This is a genomic window from Streptomyces sp. NPDC002104, from assembly GCF_053593795.1.
Map to the genome: position 1 here is coordinate 184,834 of NZ_JBSFDF010000004.1, position 23,323 is coordinate 208,156.

General features: G+C 71.3%; 21 protein-coding genes. 6 read left to right on the top strand and 15 right to left on the bottom strand.

Going from position 1 to position 23,323, the window contains the following annotated elements; all coding sequences use genetic code 11:
- Positions 1–10: 10 nt before the first annotated feature.
- Positions 11–322, bottom strand: a complete 312-nt coding sequence (locus tag ACWCP2_RS05735) for an EthD family reductase (protein ID WP_450907303.1) — start codon at positions 320–322, stop codon at positions 11–13.
- A gap of 186 nt (positions 323–508) precedes the next feature.
- On the opposite strand from ACWCP2_RS05735, the gene ACWCP2_RS05740 reads away from it, so the two are divergent.
- Positions 509–835, top strand: coding sequence for a winged helix-turn-helix transcriptional regulator (locus ACWCP2_RS05740; protein WP_450907304.1), 327 nt, complete (start codon positions 509–511; stop codon positions 833–835).
- Between the two features lie 36 nt (positions 836–871).
- Here the strand turns inward: ACWCP2_RS05740 and ACWCP2_RS05745 are convergent, their stop codons facing one another.
- The 13 genes from ACWCP2_RS05745 to ACWCP2_RS05805 form a co-directional block, all read right to left on the bottom strand.
- Positions 872–1,582, bottom strand: a complete 711-nt coding sequence (locus ACWCP2_RS05745) for a hypothetical protein (RefSeq protein WP_450907305.1) — start codon at positions 1,580–1,582, stop codon at positions 872–874.
- A 66-nt stretch (positions 1,583–1,648) separates the two neighbouring features.
- A complete protein-coding gene (locus tag ACWCP2_RS05750; RefSeq protein WP_450907306.1) occupies positions 1,649–2,191 on the bottom strand; it encodes a hypothetical protein in 543 nt (180 codons plus the stop codon).
- A 27-nt stretch (positions 2,192–2,218) separates the two neighbouring features.
- Positions 2,219–2,893 carry a hypothetical protein gene (locus ACWCP2_RS05755; RefSeq protein ID WP_450907307.1) on the bottom strand — a complete coding sequence of 225 codons (675 nt, stop codon included), beginning with the start codon at positions 2,891–2,893 and terminating at the stop codon, positions 2,219–2,221.
- Positions 2,894–2,913: 20 nt separating this feature from the next.
- On the bottom strand, positions 2,914–3,462 hold the full coding sequence (locus ACWCP2_RS05760) for a hypothetical protein (RefSeq protein ID WP_450907308.1): 549 nt from the start codon (positions 3,460–3,462) through the stop codon (positions 2,914–2,916).
- Positions 3,459–4,754, bottom strand: coding sequence for an MCE family protein (locus tag ACWCP2_RS05765; RefSeq protein ID WP_450907309.1), 1,296 nt, complete (start codon positions 4,752–4,754; stop codon positions 3,459–3,461). The genes ACWCP2_RS05760 and ACWCP2_RS05765 overlap by 4 nt, the downstream gene beginning before the upstream one ends.
- A complete protein-coding gene (locus tag ACWCP2_RS05770; RefSeq protein WP_450907310.1) occupies positions 4,751–6,046 on the bottom strand; it encodes an MCE family protein in 1,296 nt (431 codons plus the stop codon). The genes ACWCP2_RS05765 and ACWCP2_RS05770 overlap by 4 nt, the downstream gene beginning before the upstream one ends.
- Positions 6,043–7,083 (bottom strand): MCE family protein, encoded by a 1,041-nt coding sequence (locus tag ACWCP2_RS05775; RefSeq protein ID WP_450907375.1) that lies wholly within the window; start codon positions 7,081–7,083, stop codon positions 6,043–6,045. The genes ACWCP2_RS05770 and ACWCP2_RS05775 overlap by 4 nt, the downstream gene beginning before the upstream one ends.
- Positions 7,084–7,091: 8 nt before the next feature.
- Positions 7,092–8,141: an MCE family protein gene (locus tag ACWCP2_RS05780; protein WP_450907311.1), complete on the bottom strand. Its 1,050-nt coding sequence runs from the start codon at positions 8,139–8,141 to the stop codon at positions 7,092–7,094.
- Positions 8,138–9,193 (bottom strand): MCE family protein, encoded by a 1,056-nt coding sequence (locus ACWCP2_RS05785; protein WP_450907312.1) that lies wholly within the window; start codon positions 9,191–9,193, stop codon positions 8,138–8,140. Before ACWCP2_RS05785 ends, ACWCP2_RS05780 begins: the two co-directional genes overlap by 4 nt.
- The gene (locus ACWCP2_RS05790; RefSeq protein ID WP_450907313.1) at positions 9,190–10,443 is read right to left on the bottom strand and encodes an MCE family protein; all 1,254 of its coding nucleotides are present in this window, start codon (positions 10,441–10,443) and stop codon (positions 9,190–9,192) included. Before ACWCP2_RS05790 ends, ACWCP2_RS05785 begins: the two co-directional genes overlap by 4 nt.
- Position 10,444: 1 nt before the next feature.
- The gene (locus ACWCP2_RS05795) at positions 10,445–11,251 is read right to left on the bottom strand and encodes an MlaE family ABC transporter permease (protein ID WP_450907314.1); all 807 of its coding nucleotides are present in this window, start codon (positions 11,249–11,251) and stop codon (positions 10,445–10,447) included.
- Positions 11,252–11,256: 5 nt separating this feature from the next.
- Positions 11,257–12,021, bottom strand: a complete 765-nt coding sequence (locus ACWCP2_RS05800; RefSeq protein ID WP_450907315.1) for an MlaE family ABC transporter permease — start codon at positions 12,019–12,021, stop codon at positions 11,257–11,259.
- Positions 12,018–13,031 (bottom strand): ABC transporter ATP-binding protein, encoded by a 1,014-nt coding sequence (locus ACWCP2_RS05805; protein WP_450907316.1) that lies wholly within the window; start codon positions 13,029–13,031, stop codon positions 12,018–12,020. Before ACWCP2_RS05805 ends, ACWCP2_RS05800 begins: the two co-directional genes overlap by 4 nt.
- Before the next feature lie 734 nt (positions 13,032–13,765).
- On the opposite strand from ACWCP2_RS05805, the gene ACWCP2_RS05810 reads away from it, so the two are divergent.
- The 5 genes from ACWCP2_RS05810 (at position 13,766) to rph (ending at position 21,623) form a co-directional block, all read left to right on the top strand.
- Positions 13,766–14,401, top strand: coding sequence for a hypothetical protein (locus ACWCP2_RS05810; RefSeq protein ID WP_450907317.1), 636 nt, complete (start codon positions 13,766–13,768; stop codon positions 14,399–14,401).
- 242 nt (positions 14,402–14,643) lie between these two features.
- Entirely contained in the window at positions 14,644–16,287 is a 1,644-nt protein-coding gene (locus ACWCP2_RS05815; RefSeq protein WP_450907318.1) for a DUF6801 domain-containing protein, read from the top strand.
- A 106-nt stretch (positions 16,288–16,393) separates the two neighbouring features.
- Entirely contained in the window at positions 16,394–17,341 is a 948-nt protein-coding gene (locus tag ACWCP2_RS05820; RefSeq protein WP_450907319.1) for a hypothetical protein, read from the top strand.
- A 210-nt stretch (positions 17,342–17,551) separates the two neighbouring features.
- Positions 17,552–18,763: a PucR family transcriptional regulator gene (locus ACWCP2_RS05825; RefSeq protein WP_450907320.1), complete on the top strand. Its 1,212-nt coding sequence runs from the start codon at positions 17,552–17,554 to the stop codon at positions 18,761–18,763.
- A gap of 262 nt (positions 18,764–19,025) precedes the next feature.
- Positions 19,026–21,623 (top strand): rifamycin-inactivating phosphotransferase, encoded by a 2,598-nt coding sequence (gene rph, locus ACWCP2_RS05830; protein WP_450907321.1) that lies wholly within the window; start codon positions 19,026–19,028, stop codon positions 21,621–21,623.
- 45 nt (positions 21,624–21,668) lie between these two features.
- On the opposite strand, the gene ACWCP2_RS05835 is transcribed toward rph, so the two are convergent.
- Complete coding sequence (locus tag ACWCP2_RS05835; protein ID WP_450907322.1) at positions 21,669–23,318, bottom strand: phospholipase D family protein; 1,650 nt, start codon at positions 23,316–23,318, stop codon at positions 21,669–21,671.
- Positions 23,319–23,323 lie beyond the last annotated feature (5 nt).

Here is a 23,323-nt window from a genome sequence, read left to right on the forward strand (position 1 = left end):
GGCGCCGGCGTCAGCCGGTGCCGTCCTGTACCGGATAGTGGATGATGACCGCACCGCCGGTGGCGTAGTTGGCGACATCGGCGGCCAGCCGTTCGCCGTGCGGCGACGCCAGCGCCGCCTCCATCGCGGCGGCGTCCACGAAGTCGGCTTCGAAGACCGCGAAATACGGCGCTTCACCCTCGAGCGCCGCGGCGTCGAAGCTGTAGCGCCACGCGAGCGGGCCGGGCCAATCCTTGATCAGCGGGATGTGGTGGGCCACGTAGTACGCGCGGAAGTGGTCAGGGTCGGCGGGCGCGGGATACAGGACAACAAGCTTGTGCATGAAGGGCTCCGTCCAGAGGTGAGCTGGCTGCCCAGCTCGTGGCGACGTCGGCTGTCCCGTCGAGTTCGTTTCGAAATCCGAAACACTGGTGGATGCTAGTGTTTCGAATAACGAAACGCAAGGAGGGTCATGCCGACACCGCGCCCAGGAAGACCGGTTCGTGGATCGACGACCGGCCATCCGATCATGGCCGCGATGGACCTGTTCGGCCGCCGGTGGGCGCTGCGCATCCTCTGGGAGCTGCGTGCGGGCCCGCTCGGCGCCCGCGCGCTGCTGGCACGGTGCGAAGGACTGTCGTCCAGCGTCCTCTACCAGCGGCTGCGTGAACTCTCGTCGAGCGGGATCATCGCTTCCTCGGCCGACGGCTACGAGCTGACCCAGCTGGGGACAGCACTCCGTCACGCCCTGCGTCCGCTCGACGAATGGGCGATCACCTGGGCGCAGGACCAGGAGCAGGCGCAGGAGCAGGCGCAGGCGCAGGAGCGCGACGATCAGGAGCCCACGGAGACGTGAGGCTCCCGCCCGCCCAGGTGGGGCGGACAGCCGGACTCAGCGGCCGAGGGTGTCGATGCCCTCCACGAGCCAGTGCCCGTCGCGATCCACCAGATCGACCGCGAACATCGCCCCCGCGTAGACGCCTTGGTCCTGAGCGCTCTGCTTCTCGGCGCCCGCCGTGCCCACGCTGCTCTGGTCGGCGAAGATCAGCACGCGCGCCCGGTCGCCGTCGATCCGCTCGACCGCGCTGTCCGTGACCGTCGTGGTGATCACCGTCTTCTGCTTCTCCGCCTGGGCCAGGACCTCCTTGAAGAGCGCCTGGTGCTGGGCGACGGCCTTGCCCGTGAGCAAGGTCTTCGACGCGCTCTCGAAGGCTGCGGGCTTCGCGTGGTCGTACGAGAAGAGGGAGGCGACGGCCTTGGCGGTCCAGCCCTTGATCTCACTGGTACGGGCGAGGTCGGTGAGTGCGGTGTTGCCGCGTACGGGATCGTCGCGCAGCGCCACGGCCCGGCTGTGGGCGAAGCCGGCGAAGGCGCCGAGGAGGACGGTGAGCGCGCAGAGCATCAGGAGGGAGGTGCGGTGTCTCCTCGCACCCTTGCCCGGGCCGGCCGCCCCGGCCCTTTCGTCCCGCTGCTCCGGCGGCTCCTGCGTGCCGGGGGCCTTCGCCGAGCCGGTGTCCTCGGTCGCATGCGGGGCGGGGACCGGCTGGTCGCCGGCGGCCTGACGGCGGCGCTGACGGTTGATGAGGTGGCGGGTCGTCGTCATCGTGCCTGTCCTTCTCTGGTACGGGCGGCTCTCGGGTGCGGGCGGCTCTCCGGGCGCGGCGGCCGGTCAGCCGGACGCGGCGCCGCCCACGGGGGCCTGGCCCAGCGCGCTGAGTTTCCAGTGGGTCCCGGTGCGGGTGAGTTCACCGAGCATGCGGCTGTCCTTGTCGCTGCTCTTGTCGTCCGCCGCCCTGACCGTGATCCGCAGGGCGACCAGCACCCTGGCCCGCCCCGCGCGGTCGTCCAGCTCGGTGACCGCACCGGACAGCACCCGGGCCGTCGTCACCGTCTTCGCCGCCTTGACCTGCTTCGCGAACTCGGCGCGCCCTTGCACGAGTTGGTCGTGCAGATCGCCGGTCGTGGACGACTCCCACAGGTCGAGCCCCTGGTCCACCTTGGTGTGGTCGAGCGTGTTGAGGTTCTGCACGGCCTGTTCCGCCTCCGTGAGCGCCCGGTCGCGCTGGACGGCGTACGCGGCGGACTCGTCGTGGCCCGCCCCGTACCAGTCCTGGGCCGCCCAGGCGGCGAAGCCGCCCGCGACCAGGGTGAGTACGAGGGCGACGGCCAGGACCGGCCGGGTGCCGGCCAGGGTGCGGACCGTGCGTGTCATGGGGTGTTCCCGTCTCCCGCTCATCTCTCAGCGGGCCTTGATGTCGACGATCTGCCAACGGTTGTCGTGGAAACGGGCCGTGACGGTCAGTTGGGCCGCGGCCGACGTGGCGGTGCCCCCGTCCCGCTGCGAGGTCTGGTCGAGGAGGACCAGGAGCCGTGCGGTGTCCCCCTCCAGTGCGATCGTCCCGGTCCGGACGGCCTGCGTGTTGAGGGTGATCTTCTGCGTCTCCAGCTTCGCGCGGAGCTCGGCGAACAGGTCGTCGTACTGCCGGGCGGCCTTCCCCCCGAGCACCGTCCGCGCCGATCGCGCGGTGGCGTCGGCGCCGGTGGGGGTGTACGAGAAGATCCTGGCCAGCCCGTCGCTGACCTCGCCGTTGACCCGCTCCGTGGCCGCGGTGTCGGTGAGGGCGTGGTTGCGGGCGGACGGGGCGGAGCGCACCTGGTGCGCGCCGTAGAAGAAGGCGCTCCCGCCCAGGAGCAGCACCGTGACGGCCACCGCGAAGGTCGCCGCGCGCCACCGCTCACCGAAGCGGGAGCCGGAGCCGGAGCCTGAGTCGGAGTCGGAGCCAGAGCCGGAGTCGGAGCCGGAGTCGGAACCAGAACCGGAACCGGCGTCTCGCGCCTCCGGGTCGGTCGAGCCGTCCGCGTCAGCTCCGTCCTGCTCCCCCACCGGCGCTCCGCCCTCCACGCGCCTGTCCATCGTCCTCCACGACAGCCGTGTCACCGCGCCGCACTCCCCCCGCCGGTGGGCAGGGGACCCGCGGTGCCCGCGTCGGCCCCCGCCACCGGAACGGCGCTCAGCGCCTTGACCTTCCACGTGTCGTGGCCCGTGCGCTCCATGACCGCTTCGAGCCGCTTGCGGTCGCTCGTCGCGTTCGAGGCGCCCTGGGGCGTGACGTCGACCCGCAGGGTCGCGATGAGCTTCGCCGTACCCGCCCGGGCGTCCAGCGCGGTGAGGGCGGCCTCGGTGACGGTGGCGCGGGCCGATGCACCCACCGCCGCCTTGGTGGAACCCAGTTCGGTGTGCAGCGGCCCGGTGGAGGCCTCGCTCCACGCCTTGATCCCTGCTTCCGCCTGTTCGCGGGTGGACGCGTCCAGGGTGTGGAGCACCGTGAGGCGCTCGCGGCCCGCGGCGAGGACCTTGTCCCGCTCCCGGCTGAAGGCGAGAGCGTCGTCGGTGCGCGCCTGCGCGTACGTCCAGGCGCCGGTCCCGCAGAAGGCGAGCGCCACCGCCAGTCCCGCGCCCGCGAGAACGCGTGCCCGCCTCATCGGCCGCCCCCGGCGCCGAGACCGAGCAGCCCGGCCAGGTCGGTGGGCCCGCCGTCCTGGCCCGGCAGCGCGAGTGCCCCCGGCAGCGCGAGTGCCCCCGGCAGCGCGTGCGGGGCCGGCGCGGTGGCGGGGCCGGCGCTGCCCGAGGGCAGGGAGCCCGGTCGGGCCGGGGTGGGCACGGGGCCGCCCTTCGGGGCGTTGGCGGAGCCGCGGACGTTCGTACCGGACGAGGCCGCGGTGGTGCAGGAGGCTCCGGTGTTGAGGGCGGGTGCGGTACCGAGATCGAGGCCGTTGCGGTAGCGCGTGCCCCCGTATCCGGAGGTGCAGGGCAGGGGCTTGAAGAAGGTGACGGCCATGCCGAGGTTCATCCGTCCTCCGTCGACGGTGGTGGCGCCCGCGGAGACGGCCGCGGGGAACTTCACGAGGAGCTCCTCCATGCCGTGCTGCCGGGTGACGGCGATCTCCGAGGTGGTGAGCAGGTTGGCGAGGACCACGCCGAGGCTGGGATCGAGGTCGCGCAGGAGACCGCTGACCTGGGTGGCCGCGTCCGGCGTGACGGTGAGCAGGCGGCGCAGGTCGCTGTCGGAGCCCTTGAGGGTGACGGCCAGCTCGCGTGCGCCGGTGGCGAAGTCGCGGATGGCCCGGCCTTCCTCGGCCTGGGTGCGCAGGACGACCTCGCCGTCGTTGATGAGGCGGGTGGTCTCGGGCAGGGAGCGGTCGGCGGCCTGGACGAACGCGCTCCCGCTGTCGATCAGGGCCTGGAGGTCGTCGCCGTTCCCCTCGAACGCCTTGCCCAGTTCCTCCACGACCGTGCGCAGCGAGTCGAGCGGAACGGACCGGGTGAGGTCGTTCATGCTGGTCAGGAGGTCGGTGACAGGGGCGGGGACCTCGGTGTCGGCCTGGTCTATGCGGGCTCCCTCCCCGAGGTAGGGGCCCTGGTCGCTGTGGGGCCGCAGGTCGATGTACTGCTCGCCGACGGCGGACAGCCCGGCGACGACGGCCTTGGCGTCGGCGGGTACCCGCGCCGCCGACTTCTTGATGCGCAGCCGGGCCACGACCCCGTCGTCGGTGAGGTCGATGTCGCCGACGCGTCCCACGGAGACGCCCCGGTAGGTGACGTCCGAGTGGGGGAACAGGCCGCCGGTGCGGGCGAGGTGGACGTTGACGGTGTAGTAGTCGGCGACGCCCACGTAGCGGCCCAGGTCGGCGTATCGGATGCCGAGGAAGCCGAGGACGAGGACGGCGATGACGAGGAAGGCGAGGTTCTTCAGCCGTACGGCGAGGGTGATCACGGCTTCTTCCCTCCGTCCTTCGCTCCGGTGGCGGTGCTCCCCGCACTCGGGGAGGCGGGCGGCGCGGTCGGGCCGGCGCTCCGGACGGGTGGCAGGGGCAGGGGTGACGCCGGCTTCGTGGGCGTGCCGGTGGGCGTTCCGGTGGGCTTGCCGGTGGGCTTGCCGTTGCGGGCGCCGCTGCCCGGATCGGCCGGCGGACCGGTCGGCGGATCGGCCGGTGGGGTGGGCGCGGTCTGCGGGACGAGCGGCGGGATGACCTGCGTGCCGGGTTCGGCGGCGAGGTACAGGTAGGTGTTGAGGTAGTCGCCCTTGATGCCCCGCATCACCTCGTCGGTGAAGGGGTACGTCACGAGCGCCTGGAGCGAGTCGGGCAGGTCGGCGCCGGCGTCGGCGAGCGCTTTGAGGGTCGGTGCCAGGGCCTTGAGGTCGGCGACCATGTCGTCCTTGCCGGCGTTGATGGTGGACACGGCGACACCGGACAGCGTGTCGAGGGCGCGCAGCATGGTCAGGAGCGAACCCCGCTGGTTCTCGAGGGTTTTGAGGCCCGGGGAGAGGTTGGTGAGGACCTTGTCCACGTCCTCCTTGCGTCCGGCCAGGGTGGCGGAGAGCCGGTTGACGGCGTCGAGCGCCTGGGTGATGTCCTCCCGGTGGGCGTCGAGGTCGCTCACGAGGGTGTCGACCCGCTCCAGCATGGAGCGGACCTCGGGCTCGCGTCCGCCCAGGGCGGAGTTCAGCTCCTTGGTGATGGTCTTCAGCTGGTTGACTCCGCCGCCGTTGAGCAGCAGGGACAGGGCGCCGAAGACTTCCTCGACCTCGGTGTTGCGGCTGGTGCGGGCGAGCGGGATCGTGCTGCCGTCGGTGAGGCGTGCGCCGCCCGCGTCCTTGGCGGGGGCGGTGAGCTCGATGAACTTCTCGCCGAGCAGGCTGGACTGCTGCAGGCGGGCGCCCGCGTCGGCGGGCAGGTGGATGTCGCCGTTGATCTTCATGGTGACGCGCGCCGTCCAGTCGCCGGTGCCGAGGCGGATCTCGGTGACGCGCCCCACGGCCACGTCGTTGACCTTGACCGCGGACTGGGGGACGAGGCTGAGCACGTCGGCGAGTTCGGCGGTGACCGTGTACGGGTGGGAGCCCAGGTCCGCGCCGCCCGGCAGCGGCAGGTCCTCGATGCCGTCGAAGCGCGGCAGGTCGGCGGGGAGCATGGTCACCGTGAGGACCACGGCGACGCCCAGGGCGACGATCCCGCCGATCCCGGCCCCGGCGGCCCGGCCGGTGAACGGTGTGCGGCGCTTCACCGGTCCCCCTTCCCGCCGCCGGCCGAGGAGCCCCCGGCCGAGGAGCCCCCGGCCACGGGCAGGGGCAGCAGCGGTCCGCCCATGCTGATCTCGTTGAGGTTGGCCCGGCCGTCGAGGGTGCGGGTGTCCTTGTTGTACGCGCCCACCACGTTGGACGCCGCGAGCGGGGCCACGTCGAGTGCCTCGGCGAGGGAGGCCCGCTGGTCGACGAGGGTCTGGGTCAGGGGGACGAGCCGGTCGACGTTCTGTTTCAGCCCGGCCCGGTTGTCCCGGATGAAGGTCTTGACCTGCGCGAGGGCCTTGCCGAGTTCCGTGAGGGCGCCCGCGAGGTCGTCCTTGTTGTCGGCGAAGAAGGTCACCACGTCGTCGAGGCGTTCCTGGGCGGTGCGGACGTCGGTGTCCTTGTCCTTGAGCATCGTCGTGAACGTCTGGAGCTGGCTGAGGGTGGTGAACAGGTCGCCGCTGCTGCCGTCGAGGGTCTTGGCCGCCTTGCCGAACTCCCGGATGGACGTGCCGATCGCGTCACCGTTGTCCTTGAGGTTCGCGGCGCCGGTGTCGAGCAGGCCGGACAGGGCGCCGGTCGAGTTGGCGCCGTCGGGGCCGAGGGCCTTGCCGAGCTCGGTGATGGAGGCGTACAGCTGGTCGATCTCGACGGGGGTCCGGTTGCGGGAGGCGGCGAGCCGGGCGCCGTCGGCGAGGGCCGGCCCCGAGCTGTAGGCCGGGGTGAGCTGGACGTACCGGTCCGCGACGATGCTCGGGGCGACGATGACGGCCCGCGCGTCGGCCGCGACGCGCACCCCGTCGTCGAGGTGGAGACGCACGCGCACCTTGGTGCCCTCGGGTTCCACCGACTCGACCTCACCGACGCGCACACCGAGGATCCTCAGGTCGGACCCGGCGTAGACGCCCACGGCGCGGTCGAAGTAGGCGGTGACGCGGGTGCCGTCGGATCCCAGGACGCGCACGGCGACGAGACCGCAGGCCGCGAGGACCACGATCGCGAGACCGATGACGAAGGGCCTTCCGGGTCGGGTCATGGTCATGGTCATCCTTCACCGCTCCCCTGCGCCGCCGTCTTCTGCTGCGGCGGCCGGCATCCGGTCTTGGGCTGCGACGCCTCGGGCAGGTAGTTCCGGGGCACGACTCCGCACAGGTAGCTGTCGAACCAGTGCCCGCTGCCGAGGGTGTTGCCGACGAGCCGGTAGTACGGGCCGACGAGGGCCAGGGTCTTCTCGAGCTGGCTGCTTTTCTTCTCCAGTACCTCGGTGACCCGGCTCAGCGCCGCCAGGGTGGGGCCGAGCTGACGGTCGTTGTCGTCGACGATGCCGCTGAGCTCCGTGCCCAGGGCCCGGCTGCCCGTGAGCAGGGCCCTGATGGCGTCGCGCCGGTCCTTCAGCTCACCGAGCAGCGAACCGCCGTCCTCGATCAGGGTCTCGAAGCTGGACTTCTTGCCCTCGAGGGTCTTGGTGAACGCCGCGCTGCCCTGGAGGAGCCGGGACAGCTGGACATCACGGCTGGAGACGGACTTCGACAGCTCGGACAGGCCGGTGGCGGCGCTGCGCACGTTCGGCGGCGAGTTCTTGAAGGTGTCGGAGATCGTCTCGAAACTCTCGGCGAGCTTCTTGGTGTCGATGGCGTCGACGGTGCCGCTCAGGTCCTGGAACGCCTGGGTCACGTCGTACGGGGAGGTGGTGCGCGCCAGCGGAATGCGGCGGCCGGGGTCCTGGCGGCCGGAGCCCAGCGGGTCGAGGGCCAGGTACTTGTCGCCGAGCAGGGTCTTGATGGCTATGGCGGCGGTGGAGCGGTCGCCGACCCAGGCGCCGGCGACCTCGAAGGTCACCTTCACCTTGGGCCCGTCGAGGGCGACCCCGGTGACCGAGCCGACCTTGACCCCGGCGATGCGCACCTCGTCACCGGTGCCGAGTCCGGCGGCCTCGGTGAAGTCGGCGCTGTAGGCGGTACCCGTCCCGGCGAACGGGAGGCGGTCCACGTTGTAGGCGAGGACGGCGAGCAGAGCCAGCACGACGAGTCCGAAGACGGCCACCACGACGGGATTGTGGTCCTTGACGGGGGTGAACCCGGGTGGACGGCTCATCCTCGGCACCTCGGTTCGGTGACGACGATGCCGGTCGGCGGCTTGGAGCCGTCGGAGGTGCGCACACCGCTCACGCGGGCCTCGCAGAGGTAGAGGTTGAACCAGGACCCGTACGAGGACAGTCGCGCCAGGGCGGTCATCTTGGCCGGTGTCCTGGCCAGGAAGTCCTCGATCTGCGGGGTGTGGTCGCCGAGGTTGGCCGAGAGGCGGCCCAGTTGGCCGATGCTCTGCTTCAGGGGGGCGCGCCCGTCCTGGAGGAGTCCTGCGGTCGTGGTGGTGAGGTCGCCCATCGCCTGGACGGCCTCGCCCAGGGGTTTGCGGTCGTCGTTGAAGCCGGTGACGAGCTTCTGGAGGGTGACGACGAGGTCGTCGAAGGCGTCTTCACGGGTGTTGAGCGTGTCCAGGACGGTGGTGAGGTTGGTGATCACCTGGCCGATCACCTGGTCCTTGGCCGCGACGGTCCGCGTCAGCGAACCGACGTGCCGGATGAGGCTGTCGACGGTGCCGCCCTCGCCCTGGAGCACCTGGATCAGCGACTCGGCGAGGTCGTTGACGTCAGTCGGCGACAGGCCCTCGAACAGCGGCTTGAACCCGTTGAAGAGCAGGGTCATGTCGAGCGCGGGCGTCGTGCGGTCCAGCGGGATCGTGGAACCGGGCGACAGGGTGCCGCCAACGTCACCGCTGCCCCGGTCGAGGGCGACGTAGCGCTGCCCGACCATGTTGAGGTACTTCACCGCGGCGGTCACCGAGCCGGGGAGCGTGCGGTCGTCGCGGATGCTGAAGGTGACCTGGGCGGTGCGCCGGTCGACGACGCGGACGTCGGTCACCTCTCCGACCTTCACGCCCGAGATCCGTACGCTGTCCCCGTCGATGAGCCCGGTGGCGTCGGTGAACAGCGCTCTGTAGGAGCGCGTGTCCGAGCCCACGCCGGTGTTGGCGATGCTGAGCGCGAGCACGGTCGTGGCGAGGGCCGTGACCAGGACGAAGATCAGGGACTTGACCAGGGGGCCGGTCAGGGGGCGGCGCCGGGTGTGGGCGAGGTCGTCCTTCACTTGAGGACCACCTCCGTGCCGCGGTACGCGGGGCCGGCCAGCAGGCTGCTCCAGTCGGGCAGGTCGCCGGGCTGCTTCTTGGCGGCCGGCGCGAGGAGCTCGTTCAGGAAGTCGTTCTCCTGGGCGGAGTTGGCGGGCCCGAGGTTCTGTTCGGCCGCCGCCGCGGCCCGCGCGGCGGGTGCCACCGGGACGCCGAGGTAGGGCACCGGGTAGCAGTGCGGGCCGCCGCCCGAGGTGTACGCGGGGGCATCGCGGCCGGGTACGTAGGCTCCGCGCGAGGGCACGGTGACCACGTTGACGTGCAGCCCGGGCTGGTCGGTGCCCTTGCCGAGCGCCTTGTCCATGGCCGGTACGAACTCCGCGAGGGTGCGCAGGGTGCAGGGGAAGGAGGAGGAGTACTCGGAGAGCAGTTCCAGGGTCGGCCTGCCGGTGGCGCTGAGCCGGATGATGTTGTCCTTGTTCTGGCGCAGGAAGGCGGTGATGTCCTGGGCGGTGCGGGTGGTGGCGCCGAAGGTGGCGGCGAGCTCGCTCTCCTTCTCGGCGAGGGTGCCGCTGGTGGTGGTGAAGTCGGTGAGGGCCGTGATGATGTCCGGGGCGGCGTCGGCGTACACGGTGCTGACTTTCACGAGGTGCTGGAGGTCCCGGTTGAGGGCGGGCAGTTCGGGGTTGAACTTCTCCAGGTGGGCTTCCAGTTGGGCGAGCGTGGCGCCGAGCGTGTCGCCGCGCCCCGACAGCGCCTGGGAGACCGCGGACAGGGTGGCGGAGAGCTTCTGCGGCTGGACGGCGGTGAGCATGGGCAGGACGTTGTCCAGGACCTGCTGGAGTTCCACGGCGTTGCTGGAGCGGTCCTCGGGGATGACGGCTCCGGCGTCGATCGGCTTCGGCGAGGGTGTCCGCGGCGGGACGAGTGCCACGAAGCGTTCGCCGAACAGGGTGGTCGGGAGCATCTGGGCGCTCACGTCGGAAGGGACGCGGCCGAGGGCGCCCGGTTCCAGCGCGAGGGTGAGCCGGGCACCGGTGTCGGTGGCGGTGATGGAGCGGACCTCGCCGATGACGACGCCGCGCATTTTGACCTCGGCGCCCGGGTGCATCTCGTTGCCGACGCTGCTCGTCTCGACGGTGACCGGGGCGCTGTCGGTGAACTGCTTGTCGTAGACGGCGATCGCCAGCCAGACGAGGAGGGCGGGGACCAGCAGGAAGACGACTCCGGCGAGCCGGCGGCGCAGGGACGTGACCCGTGGACTGCTCATCTCACCCCGCCACCTTCACGGTCGTGGTCGCGCCCCACAGGGCCAGCGACAGGAAGAAGTCGGTGACGCTGATGAGCACGATGGCGTTGCGCACGGAGCGGCCCACCGCGACGCCGACCCCGGCGGGGCCGCCGGAGGCACGGAAGCCGTAGTAGCAGTGGGCGAGGATCACCATGACGCTGAAGATCAGCACCTTGAGGACCGACAGCACGACGTCGGTCGGGGAGAGGAACAGGTTGAAGTAGTGGTCGTACGTCCCCTGGGACTGGCCGTTGAACAGGACGGTCACGTAGCGGGAGGCGATGTAGGAGGAGAGCAGGCCGAGCGCGTAGAGCGGGATGATCGCGACGACGCCCGCGATGATGCGGGTGGTGACCAGGTACGGGATGGAGCGGATGCCCATGCCTTCGAGGGCGTCGACCTCCTCGTTGATCCGCATCGCGCCGAGTTGGGCGGTGAAGCCCGCGCCGACGGTCGCGGAGAGGGCGAGCCCGGCGACCAGCGGCGCGATCTCGCGCGTGTTGAAGTACGCGGAGACGAATCCGGTGAACGCGGCGGTGCCGATCTGGTCGAGGGCGGCGTACCCCTGGAGACCGACGACGGTGCCGGTGAACAGCGTCATCGCGATCATCACACCGATGGTGCCGCCGATCACGCCGAGGCCGCCGGATCCGAAGGCCACCTCGGCGAGCAGCCGTTGGATCTCCTTGAGGTAGCGGCGCAGGGTGCGCGGGATCCAGGCCAATGCCTTGACGTAGAAGAGCAGTTGGTCGCCGGAGCGGTCGAGCCAGACGAACGGGGAGGCCATCGGCCTCAGCCTCCCTTCGGCGGGACGATTTGCAGGTAGATGGCCGTCAGCACCATGTTCACGAAGAACAGCAGCATGAAGGTGATGACGACGGACTGGTTGACGGCGTCGCCGACCCCCTTGGGGCCGCCGCGCGGATTGAGGCCGCGGTAGGCGGCGACGATGCCCGCGATGAACCCGAAGATCAGGGCCTTGAACTCGCTGATGTACAGGTCGGGCAGTTGGGCGAGGGCGGAGAAGCTGGACAGGTAGGCACCGGGGGTGCCGCCCTGGAGGATGACGTTGAAGAAGTAGCCGCCGAGCGTGCCGACCACGGACACCAGGCCGTTGAGGAGCACGGCCACGCCCATCGTCGCCAGCACCCGCGGCACGACCAGACGCTGGACGGGCGAGACGCCCATGACCTCCATCGCGTCGAGCTCCTCGCGGATCTTGCGGGAGCCGAGGTCGGCGCAGATGGCGGAGCCGCCGGCGCCGGAGATGAGCAGGGCGACGATGAGCGGGCTCGCCTGCTGGATGACGGCGAGCACGCTGGCACCTCCGGTGAACGACTGCGCGCCCAACTGCTGGGTGAGCGAGCCGACCTGGAGGGCGATCACCGCGCCGAACGGGATGGAGACGAGGGCGGCGGGCAGGATCGTGATGCTCGCGATGAACCAGAACTGCTCGACGAACTCCCGGAACTGGAAGGGCCGTCGGAAGATGGCCCGGCCCACCTCGGCCGCGAGGGCGAAGAGCCGGCCGGTCTGACGCAGTGCCCCTGTGATCACGAACCGCTCCCGGTGGCCGGAAGCCGCAGGGTCGGTGCCTGCGGCCCGTGCGCCGCGTACGTGTCCTCGATGGCGGCGCGGGCGGCGGGCGGCAGCGTGTCGAGCATGCCGAGGACGCGCTCGCGGCGCCTGAGCACCGCCTGGCGCGGCGGCAGTCCGGGCGAGGGCTCCAGTTGCGGAACGATGACCCGGGGCGTGACGGGTGCGGCGGCGGGCAGGGCGGCCTCGGCCGCGAGCGTGGCCTCGTCCTTCTCCTCGGACATCCCGATGGGCCCTTCGCGGCGTCCCGCGAGGAACTGGGCCACGACCGGCTCGTCGCTGGTGAGGAGCACTTCGCGCGGTCCGAAGGTGACGAGGTTGCGCCGGAAGAGCATCCCCATGTTGTCGGGGACGGTCGCGGCGATGTCGAGGTTGTGGGTGACGATGAGCATCGTCGCGTCGATCTGCGCGTTGAGGTCGATCAGCAGTTGCGAGAGGTTGGCGGTGCGGACGGGGTCGAGCCCGGAGTCCGGCTCGTCGCACAGCACGATCTGCGGGTCGAGTACCAGCGCGCGGGCCAGCCCCGCCCGCTTGCGCATCCCGCCGCTGATCTCGCCGGGGAGCTTGCCCTCGGAGCCGAGGAGCCCGACGACGTCGATGCGCTCCATGACGATCCGGCGGATCTCCGACTCCTTCTTCCGCGTGTGCTCACGCAGCGGGAAGGCGATGTTGTCGAAGAGGGACATGGACCCGAAGAGGGCGCCGTCCTGGAACATGAGGCCGAAGAGTTTGCGGGCTTCGTAGATGTCGCGCTCGGGGCTGTTCACCATGTCGACGCCGGCCACGAGGACACGTCCCCGTTCCGGTTTCAGCAGACCGATGAGGGACTTGAGGAACACCGTCTTTCCGGTACCGGAAGGACCGAGCATGACGCTCACTTCCCCCGCGGGCAACGTCAAGGTCACGTCCTGCCAGATGTTCTGCTTGCCAAAGGACATGGTCAGACCTTCGACAGCCACTTCGATTCCCATACCACCTCCAGCAGGCGTGTGTCGCGTGTGCGTCGCGGGCCGCACGTTAGGTCGTTCACGATCACCGGGACAATAGGCGCGACGTCAATTCGGCCCGGTGTGCCGAAATTTGTCACCGCGCGGACAAATCCGGGTGCGCCACTTGTCTCCGGGGAGACACGACGGGGCTTCGCGGGGCCCTGAGGCGTATCCGCGGGGACCCGCCGGGAAGCGTCCGTCCCGGCAGGTGACCGGGCCGGAACGCCGGCCGGAGCCCCTGTCGCCAGGGGCCGCCAACCAGGGGCGAACAGCGCACCCGAAACGCTACGGGTGGGTAACATCAGGCGGCAATAAGCGGGGTGGAGTTTTTCGCGCGGCGACCCGCCCACCTTCGTCCCTTGTCACGCGGATTACACACGCGCGCCGATTCTTGTCACAGGCGAGAGTGTTTTCTCTTCATGTCGAGATGCACACGACCCGCCCCGCGGAAAATGTGGCAGCACGGTGCGCGATCGATCAAAAATGTCGACATTGCGCACTGGAGGACTAAGGCGTCACCGAGGACCACTCACCCGGCGAACAGGTAATTCGGGCTGTTCAAAGAATCTTGAACTGCGCCATTGTTCAGCCAAGTTTCCCGCAAGTAACGTCAGCGTCGCGGCCGAGGAACACCGAGCCGCGGGCCCTCTGTGTCTCCCCCATCGCACAGCCGCGGCCCACCTCTGCCGAACGATCCCAAGGAGAGTCCCACAGCCATGAAGAAGACCATCAGAAACCTCGCCGTCGTCACCGGTGCCGCTGCCGCCGCGCTCGCCCTGACCGCGGGCCCGGCCTCGGCCGTCCCGTCCACCACGTGGACCGTCAACCCGTCCCCCGCGGCCTTCACGGCGACGAACAGCGGGAACATCGTCCTCAGCGTCAACGGCATCGCCATGACGTGTACGACCTCGGGCGCCTCCGGTTCGATGGCCAGCGCCACCGGCAACCCGGCCACCGTCGCGTCGATCAACGCCATCAACTTCGGCGCCTCCGGCTCGCCCTGCACCAGCGTCCTGGGCAACGTGACCACCGTCGCCACCACCCCGTGGACCGTGGTGGCACAGGACTACACGGCCGCGACCGGCGTCACCAAGGGCTACATCGGCAACGTCGACGCCAAGGTCACCGTCGGCGCCTGCGTCTTCCGCGTGACGGGCACGGCGTCCGGCACCTACACCAACTCGACGGGCAAGCTCGCGGTCGCCAGCACCACCGGTCAGCTCACCGTCGTCTCCTCCACCAACTGCGGCAGTGCCGTGCCGGTGGGCGCCAAGCCGATCTTCACCGGCGCCTACCTGGTCAAGAAGACCGGCACCTCGGTCATCCCGACCATCGTCGGCTCCAACCCGTAAGGCGTGCGGGAGTGCCGCCGGCACTCCCCGGTCCGTACGCCCGACCGGTGGGACCCGGCCGGGCGTTCGCCGACCCACGACGCAGATCCACGGATCCGGTCCATGAAGCCGGTCCACGAACCCGGTCCACGAAAGCCGGTCCACGAACCCGGTCCATGAAACCCGGTCCACGAAGCCGACCAGACACGCCGACCGGCCGCGCCGGCCGTCGGCGCCCGGACGATGCCCGAGCGGAGCACGCGATGCGAGGCCACCCTCCCGCCCTGCCGACACCCCGCGTCCGCGCGCGCGGTGCGGCGCTCGCCGCCCTCGCGGCACTCGCCCCCCTGATCCCGTCGGCGGCTGCCGCGGTGGGTTCGCAGGAGATCACCGCGAAGCTGGCCTACGACTGCGCGCTGCCCTCGGGACCGCAACGCGCCGCGGTACGGGTCACCGCCACCTTCCCCGACCGGGTCGCGGCCGGCGAGGCCATCCGTCCGACCGGGGTCACCACGACGGTCGAGCTGCCGGCCGCGGCCGTCGCCGACCTGACGGCCCTCAAGGCCGCCACCGTGGTACCGGAGACCAGGCTGGCCCTCGACGTCGCGCAACAGGGGGCGAAGGCCCAGGCCCTCTGGCGCGGTACCGGCGCCGCCCAGCCCGTAGCCGTTCCGGCGAAGGGCCCGTTGACCCTCACCACGACCGGCGACGTCCCGACCGTGACGGCGGGTGCCGACGGCGACCTCACGCTCACGGCCACCGGCCTCGGCGTCGACCTCGCCCTCGCCGCGGCCGACGGCGCGCCCACCGCTCCCGCGTCCCTCTCCCTCGACTGCGCCCTCGCGAAGGACGCGGACGGCCACGGCCTCCTGGCCACCGTCCCGGTCGGTCCGGCCACCCACACCCCGGCTCCGAGCGGTTCGCCCTCCCCGCCGGGCGCCACGGCCCCGGCGCCCGGGCGACCGGTGGACCCCGCGTCATCGGCGGGCCCCGGCGCTCCGAAGGGGTCGACGACGCCCGGTGCCCCCGCGGCGCCGACGCCCGGGGACAAGGGCAAGGACAAGAGCAAGGGCAACGGCAAGGCGCCGAGGATCGGCGGTACCCGCTCCGGCCTCACGGCCGACAGGCCGCCCGCACCGCGCTGCGTCAAGGAGAACCCGACCCCGCTGTCGCTCACCGGGTACATCACGGGCTACTCCAACGTCAACAAGCTGAACGGCGCCTCGCTGATCCCGGTGTCCTGCGTGCAGATCGAGCAGGGGACTCCGGAATTCACCCCGTTCCCGGACGGAACCTTCCACGTCCTCCAGACCTCGGAAGGCAATCTCGACTACCAGGGCCGCAAGCAGACCCCGCCGTTCACGTCGACCTTCCTCACCTTCGGCTTCGCCCCGACGACGGCGACCATGGTGCTGGAGCAGGCGGGGCCCATGAACGTCTCGTCGGACATCCTGCTCGACTTCGCCACGGGCAACAACTACGCGACCACCTACGTGCGCGTCCCGCTGGTCCTGCGCGTACTGGACGTCAAGGTCAACGGCACGCGCCTGGACGTCGGCCCCTCCTGCCGCACGGCGACCCCGCTCAGCTCCCCCGAGCCCGACCCGGCCAAGCATCCCGGTCCGCACCTGGTGATGCTGGGCAAGGGAGTGATCCTCGCCGGGCAGCCGGCCACGGGCTACCTGCTGACCTCGGGCGGGCCGCTGACCGGCGAGGTGACCGTCCCCGCGTTCACCGGCTGCGGGGCGGGCGGTGAGGACCTGGACCGGCTGCTGACCGCGTCCATCTCGGGCTCCGGCAACTACATCAAGCAGATACAGGGCCAGACCTGCGGTGTGGCGGTAGGGAGCGAGGTCGAGTGCACCTCGGACCGCCAGCCGGTCGTGGTACCGACACCCGAGCGCTGATCCCCGCCGCCGCACCCCGCACGTCCCACCCCGTACCCCCTGACCCCCGCACCCCCGCACCCCCGCACCACAGACCTGACCGTCCCCGTCACCGAAAGGCACCTCCATGCCACTCGCCTCCGCACGCACCCGGCTCGCCACCGTCTCGGCGCTGACCGCGTTCGGCGCCTTCGCCGCCCTCGGTACGGCGACCGCCGCCGCCACGCCGGCCCTCAACGGTGCGTGGGCGCCGTTCACCCGCTGCCCCGTGGACGCGCCGGCGATGCTCGCCGCGGACGGTCTGGACAAGGCACCGCAGTGCGTCGTCTCGTACGCCACCAGCGGGTCCATCAAACTCGGCAACACCACGGTCATCACCGGCAACAGCAACCTCCAGATGGGCGTCGTCCAGAACGCCGACGGCACCAACACCGTCGTCGCGCCCGCCTCCGGGGCGATCATCGCGGACTCCGCCACCGTGCCCGGCGGCCTTCTCGGACTGATGTGTCCGAGCAACATCCCGGGCATCACCGCCATCTGCCAGCAGCTCGCCGACGGCAAGCTCAACAAGATCACCGCGACCCTGGAGTCGGTGGGCACCCCCTCGAACTTCGACCAGATCGCGGGCGTCCTCACCGACCAGACCATCGTGAACATCCCGGTCCGCATCCACCTGGAGAACCCGTTCCTGGGCAGCAACTGCTACATCGGCACCAAGAGCAACCCGATCGTCCTCAAGCCGAAGAACCGGGACTACCCGGCGTTCTCCGTGGAGCTGTTCAACGGTGACGGCAGCCCGAACGAGGAGGGCGAGATGAGCCGCCTCAACATGCTCGGCTCCACCCAGATCGACACCTCCTTCGCCGTCCCCGGCGCCAGCGGCTGCGGCCTCGGCCTGCTCGGGCTGATCGACGCGGCGGTCAACCTCAAGACCGGTCTCCCGTCGGCGGCGGGCAAGAACAGTCTCACCCTGAACAACACCCAGACCTACCTGAGCGGGCTCTACGCCCCGGGGACCATCGCCCCCGACGCCGGCAAGCGATTCGCCCAGAACTGGCACTCCGCAGTCAAGTAACGGTCACCGAGCGGCGATTCTCGGCCGCGTCTTCTCCCTCCGCCCTCCCTCCGGCGCTACTCCTGTCCAAGTTGTGTACACCACAGCTAACTTGATTTAGCGTCTGCAACCAACATTGGTATGCACCTGACGGTCGCGCCCGCGCCGTCCAGCCGGCACGGCGCGGCCGCGCCGCTCCCCACCGGGGCGCAGGAGAGCAAGGGATCAGTCATGCCCTCAATCGCACAAGCACCGGACCTCGGCGAGCCGCTCGATCCGCTCCCCAAGGAGTTCGCCGCCTTGATGAGGCCCGAGGTACCGGGCCTCATCAAGGAGATCCGCGTCGAGGTCCAGCGTGCCTATCCGGTCTACGCCCGCCTCCTGAACGGGCCCAACGCGGACGCCATCCGCCAGGGCGTGGAGCAGGCGCTGGCCACGTTCGTGGACCGCGTCGCCGACCCCGCCACGAGCTCGGTCCTGCGCGACGAGCTGCTGCGCAAGTTCGGCCGGGTGGAGGCGTACGAGGGCCGCGACCTCGACACCCTCCAGGGCGCCTACCGGCTCGGCGCACGCATCGCGCTGCGCCGGGCCAGGACGATAGGCCGCCGGTACAAGCTCTCCCCCGCCCTCATCCTCGCCTTCGCCGACGCGCTCTTCGCCTACGTCGACGAGCTGGAGGCCCTCGCGCGCGAGGGGTACGCGGAGGTCCAGGCACGTGCGGCCTCCGAGGTCTCGGCGTTACGCAGGCAGCTGCTCCACCTCATCCTCGTCGGATCGCCCTTACCGCATGCGACCATCGCCGAACTGTGCGAGCAGGCCGCCTGGGAACTCCCCGCCCAGTGCACGATGGTGGCCCTGCGCGCTCCGGCTCCCGACCACATACGGGCCTGTCTCGACCGGGACGTCCTCGCCGACCTCGGCATCCCGCACCCGCACCTGCTGATCCCCGGGCCGCTCACCCCCGAGCGTCTGGCGATGCTCGAAACCGCCCTCGCGGGAGCCCCGGCCGTCATCGGTCTGACCGTGCCGCCGGCCCAGGCCGCCGACTCCATCCGGTGGGCCAGGAGGGTGCTGCAGCTCATCGACGACGGGATCGTGCCCGACCGGCCCGTCGTGCACTGCGAGGACCATCTGACAACGTTGTGGCTCCTGTCCGACCCCGCTCTGGTCACCCACATCGCGGCCCGCGAACTGGCCCCGCTCGGTGGACTGACCGGCTCCCGGCGCGGGCGCCTGGTCGAGACGCTGCGCGTGCACATCTCCACCCGGGCTCCCGCGGAACAGGTCGGCGAGGTGCTCGGCGTCCACGCGCAGACGGTCCGCTACCGCCTGCGCAACCTGGACGCCCACCTGGGCGACCGCATCACGGACCCGGACCACCGCTTCACCCTGGAGGCGGCCCTCCGCTCGCTCCACCTCCAGGGCAACGACTACGCGGATTGAACCCCCCGCACCCGGCCGGACCCCGGACCGCTTCGAGACGTTCACCGCCGGTGCCGGACCGGACCACCGCCCCGGCCGCCCTCGCCGCCCGCCCGCCCTCGCCGCCCGGGCCATGAAAAAGGGCAAGGAGAGCTCTCTCCTTGCCACTTTCAACTTATAGCGGGCCGGGGGGCTTGCCGCAAGGCCCCGGTCACGGCGGAGAATCGTCGCTCGCTGCCGCGATCCGCGGAGAGCGAGAGGTTCGACGGAGTGGGAGTCACCGGTGGCCGAGCAGTACGTGGCGGATCTTCAAGAGGTCGACGAGACCCGGGCCGCGCTCGTCGGCGGCAAGGGGGCGCACCTGGGCGGTCTGGCGCGCATCGACGGGATCAGCGTGCCGGCCGGCTTCTGCGTGACGACGGACGCCTTCCGGCGGGCCCTGGCGGACGCGCCGTCGATCAGTGACCTGCTCGACCGGTTGTCGCGCTCCGGCCCGGACGACCGGGAGGCGATCCGCACGCTCAGCGCGCGGATCCGCCGGACCATCGAGTCGATCGCCGTCCCGGACGATGTCGCGGCGGCGGTCGCCCGCGCGCTCGCCCGGCACGGAGAGCGGGCCGCCTACGCCGTCCGCTCCAGCGCGACGGCGGAGGACCTGCCGACGGCCTCCTTCGCCGGTCAGCAGGACACGTACCTTAACGTCACGGGTCCGACCGCGGTCCTGGAGCACGTCAGCCGGTGCTGGGCCTCGCTGTTCACCGAGCGGGCCGTGACCTACCGCGAGCGCAACGGCATCGACCACCGTACGGTCCACATGGCCGTGGTCGTGCAGCGGATGGTCTTCCCGCACGCGTCCGGAGTCCTGTTCACGGCCGATCCCGTCACGGGCCACCGGAAGGCCGCCACCGTGGAGGCCGGCTTCGGTCTCGGCGAGGCCCTGGTCTCCGGCCTGGTGAACCCCGACGTCTTCGAGGTGCGCGGAGGCGAGATCACCGCCAGGACGATCGCCGCCAAGCAGCGTGCCGTCCACGCCCTGCCGGGCGGCGGCACGGAGCAGGTGACCGTCGACCCGCGGCTCCAGGAGCAGCCGGCGCTGACGGATGCCCAGGTCCTGGAACTCGTACGGCTCGGACGCCGGATCAAAGCCCGCTTCGGGCGCCCGCAGGACATCGAATGGTGTCTGGCCGACGACGGCTTCCGGATCGTCCAGAGCCGGCCGATCACGACCTTGTTCCCCGTACCCGAGAGGGGTGACCGGGAGAACCACGTCTACGTGTCCGTCGGCCACGGGCAGATGATGACCGACCCCATGAGGCCCCTGGGGCTCTCCATGTGGCAGCTGACGGCCATGGTGCCGATGCACGAGGCGGGCGGGCGGCTGTTCGTCGACGTCACGCGGCGCCTGGCCGCGCCCGCGAGCCGGGCCGGACTCCTGGACCTCCTGGGGAAGGGCGACCCGCTCGTCCGGGACGCCCTGGAGACCGTCCTCGCCGACGAGGACTTCGTCCCCCCGCTCCCGGACCCCGCCCCCGCCGGGCCGCCGGCCGGCGCCGCGCCCGCCCCGGTCGAAACCGACCCGGCCGTCGTCACCGCGCTGATCGAGTGCAGCCGGGCGTCCGTCGCCGAGCTCGCGCGCGAGATCCGCACGAAGGAGGGCCCGGAGCTCTTCGACTTCCTGCTGGAGGCCTTCGAGGAGCACAAGCGGGTCCTCGGCGATCCGCTGAACATCCAGGCGGTCATGGCCGGGATGGAGGCCACCTGGTGGCTCAACGACAGGCTGGAGGAGTGGCTGGGCGAGAAGAACGCCGCCGACACGCTGACCCTGTCCGCCCCCGACAACATCACGTCGGAGATGGGCCTGGAACTGCTCGACGTCGCGGACGCGATCCGCCCGCATCCGGAGCTGGTGGAGTTCCTGCGGGGCGTCGAGGACGAGGGGTTCCTGGACGGACTCGCGAAGCTCCCGGGCGGGGCCGGGGCGCGCGAAGCCATCGAGGACTACCTCGACCGGTACGGCATGCGCTGCGTCGGCGAGATCGACATCACGAGGCCGCGCTGGCGCGAGCGCCCCTCCACCCTCGTCCCCCTGATCCTGGACAACGTCAGGAACTTCGGGCCGGGCGCCGCCGCACGGCGCTTCGAGGAGGGACGGCAGAAGGCGCAGCACAAGGAACGGGACGTGCTGTCGCGCCTGCGGTCCCTGCCGGACGGGGACCGCAGGGCCGCCGAGACCAAGCGGATGATCGACCGGGTCAGAACCTTCATCGGGTACCGGGAGTACCCGAAGTACGGCATCGTCAGCCGCTACTTCGTCTACAAGCAGGCCCTCCTGCGGGAGGCCGGGCGCCTGGTGCGGGCGGGGGTGCTCGCCGGGCAGGAGGACGTCTTCCACCTCACGTTCCAGGAGTTCCACGAGGTGGTGCGCACGCACCGGGCGGACCAGGGGCTCATCGCGCGGCGCAAGGAGGCGTTCCGTTCGTACCACGCGCTCACACCGCCCCGGGTGCTCACCTCGGACGGCGAGGCCCTCACCGGGGCCTACCGGCGCGACGACGTGCCGGCCGGGGCCCTGGCCGGCCTGCCGGTTTCCGCCGGGACCGTCGAGGGGAGGGCCCGCGTGATCCTCGACATGGCGGACGCGGATCTCGAACCGGGCGACATCCTCGTCACCGCCTTCACCGACCCGAGCTGGTCGCCGCTGTTCGTCGGGATCGCGGGCATGGTGACCGAGGTGGGCGGCCTGATGACCCATGGCGCGGTGATCGCCCGGGAGTACGGTCTGCCGGCCGTCGTCGGCGTGGACCGGGCCACCCGGCTGATCCGCGACGGGCAGCGGATCCGCGTGCACGGAACCGGGGGCTACGTCGAGATCCTGCCCTGACCGGCCGCCCGGGCCCCGCCCCCCCCTCCGGGGGGTGGCCGGGGGTCAGAAGGCGTTGCGCCGCCGGAGTCCGAACGTACGGCCGTCCGGGTCGACGACGAGCCGGTAGAGCGGCATGGTGAGGCGCCGCTCGGCGTACGAGAGGTCGGGCGGGCTGTACGCGCGCAGCCGGCCCGGCGGCTTCGGCCCGCGGCCGCCGCCCTCGTGCCAGGCGTCCAGCGCGGCGGCGCTCGCCGCGAACGCCTCGAAGGCCCGTACGGGGTCGCACAGCGGATCCGAGGTGCCCGGAGCGTCCGTGGCGTCCGGATCGCCGGGCTCGGGCGGACCGGGCGCGGTTGCGTCGAGGTGCTCGCGGGAGAGCTCCAGCCGCAGTTCCCTCGCGAAGCGGCGGGCGCCGTCGCCCAGTCCCCCGGGGTCGGCGGGCGCGCGGGGGTCCGCCTCCTCGTCCAGGACGGCACAGTTGAGTTCCGAGTCGTGCGTCCAGGACCGGAGGTTGATGTTGTCGGATCCGACCGTGGCCCACACGTCGTCCACCACGCACACCTTGGCGTGCACGTACACGGGAGTGCCGGCGCGGTTCTCCAGCCCGTACACCGCCACCCGCCCGCCGCCCGCCTCGCGCAGCTTGTCCAGGGCCTTGACCCGGCCGACCACGTTCATCGGCCCGGACAGCCGGCCGTCCTGGTCGGGGACGGTGGGTATCACGGCGATCAGCCGCAGTTCGGGGTTCTCGCGCAGCGCCCCGGCGAAGGACTCCACCACCTCGGGGGACCACAGGTACTGGTCCTCCAGGTAGATGAGCCGCCTGGCCCGCTTGAGCGCCTTGAGGTAGCTGCGCGCCACGCTGCGCTCCCCGTCCGGCGCGAAGGGGTAGCCGCGCAGCAGCCGGTTGGGATAGGTGCGCAGCACCTGCACGGTGTGGTTGCCGCAGGGCGGCGGGTCGGGCAGCTGCGGCGGGATGGGATCCGCGTAGGTGTCCTCGCCGTTGACCAGCGCCCGCAGTTTGACGAGCGGGCTGCGGCTCAGCGCGGCCGGATCCTCCCAGCGTTCGCGGAATCCCGCCTCTATGTCACCGACGGCGGGTCCCCGGACGGCCAGTTGGACGTCGTGCCAGGGCGGCCGGGGGCCGTAGGCGGCCGCCATCGGCATCACCTGCGGGTCCCCGTGATGGTCGGCGTCGTCGTTGCGGCTGTGGCACAGGTCGATCCCGCCCACGTAGGCCACGTCCAGGGAAGGGCGGCAGGGGTGGCGCAGGACGACCAGCTTCTGGTGGTGGCTCCCTCCGGGGCGCACCCGCATGTCGAGCAGGCATTCGCCGCCCGCCGCCGCGATCTCCTCCCCGAGATGCCGGTTCTCGCTCTCGCTGTAGCGCAGTCCGTCCAGGTGGGACCGCCAGAGGAGGCCCTTGACGATCACGCCCCGCCCGGCCGCCTCCGCCAGCACGGTGCCGATCTCCGTACCCTCGCCGTCGAGCCGTTCGTCGGGGTCGCCCCGCCAGTCCGTGAAGAGGAGCAGGTCTCCCCGGCGCTGTGCCCGGATGTTGCGAAGGAGCTCCGCGAAGTACGTGGCTCCGTGCACGAGCGGGCGCGCCTGGTTGCCCCGGGTCCACGACGCGCCGTCGGGGTGACGGCTGTCCACCCGGGTGGACGTGTTGCCGCGTTCGCCGGCGGTGAGCATCCAGTCACTGCGTTCCATGTGTC

Bases quoted from the DNA above. Each gene is read 5' to 3' on its own strand.
- ACWCP2_RS05735 (WP_450907303.1), bottom strand. From the start codon at position 322: ATGCACAAGCTTGTTGTCCTGTATCCCGCGCCCGCCGACCCTGACCAC.
- ACWCP2_RS05740 (WP_450907304.1), top strand. From the start codon at position 509: ATGGCCGCGATGGACCTGTTCGGCCGCCGGTGGGCGCTGCGCATCCTC.
- ACWCP2_RS05745 (WP_450907305.1), bottom strand. From the start codon at position 1,582: ATGACGACGACCCGCCACCTCATCAACCGTCAGCGCCGCCGTCAGGCC.
- ACWCP2_RS05750 (WP_450907306.1), bottom strand. From the start codon at position 2,191: ATGACACGCACGGTCCGCACCCTGGCCGGCACCCGGCCGGTCCTGGCC.
- ACWCP2_RS05755 (WP_450907307.1), bottom strand. From the start codon at position 2,893: ATGGACAGGCGCGTGGAGGGCGGAGCGCCGGTGGGGGAGCAGGACGGA.
- ACWCP2_RS05760 (WP_450907308.1), bottom strand. From the start codon at position 3,462: ATGAGGCGGGCACGCGTTCTCGCGGGCGCGGGACTGGCGGTGGCGCTC.
- ACWCP2_RS05775 (WP_450907375.1), bottom strand. From the start codon at position 7,083: ATGACCCGACCCGGAAGGCCCTTCGTCATCGGTCTCGCGATCGTGGTC.
- ACWCP2_RS05780 (WP_450907311.1), bottom strand. From the start codon at position 8,141: ATGAGCCGTCCACCCGGGTTCACCCCCGTCAAGGACCACAATCCCGTC.
- ACWCP2_RS05790 (WP_450907313.1), bottom strand. From the start codon at position 10,443: ATGAGCAGTCCACGGGTCACGTCCCTGCGCCGCCGGCTCGCCGGAGTC.
- ACWCP2_RS05795 (WP_450907314.1), bottom strand. From the start codon at position 11,251: ATGGCCTCCCCGTTCGTCTGGCTCGACCGCTCCGGCGACCAACTGCTC.
- ACWCP2_RS05805 (WP_450907316.1), bottom strand. From the start codon at position 13,031: ATGGGAATCGAAGTGGCTGTCGAAGGTCTGACCATGTCCTTTGGCAAG.
- ACWCP2_RS05810 (WP_450907317.1), top strand. From the start codon at position 13,766: ATGAAGAAGACCATCAGAAACCTCGCCGTCGTCACCGGTGCCGCTGCC.
- ACWCP2_RS05815 (WP_450907318.1), top strand. From the start codon at position 14,644: ATGCGAGGCCACCCTCCCGCCCTGCCGACACCCCGCGTCCGCGCGCGC.
- ACWCP2_RS05820 (WP_450907319.1), top strand. From the start codon at position 16,394: ATGCCACTCGCCTCCGCACGCACCCGGCTCGCCACCGTCTCGGCGCTG.
- ACWCP2_RS05825 (WP_450907320.1), top strand. From the start codon at position 17,552: ATGCCCTCAATCGCACAAGCACCGGACCTCGGCGAGCCGCTCGATCCG.
- ACWCP2_RS05835 (WP_450907322.1), bottom strand. From the start codon at position 23,318: ATGGAACGCAGTGACTGGATGCTCACCGCCGGCGAACGCGGCAACACG.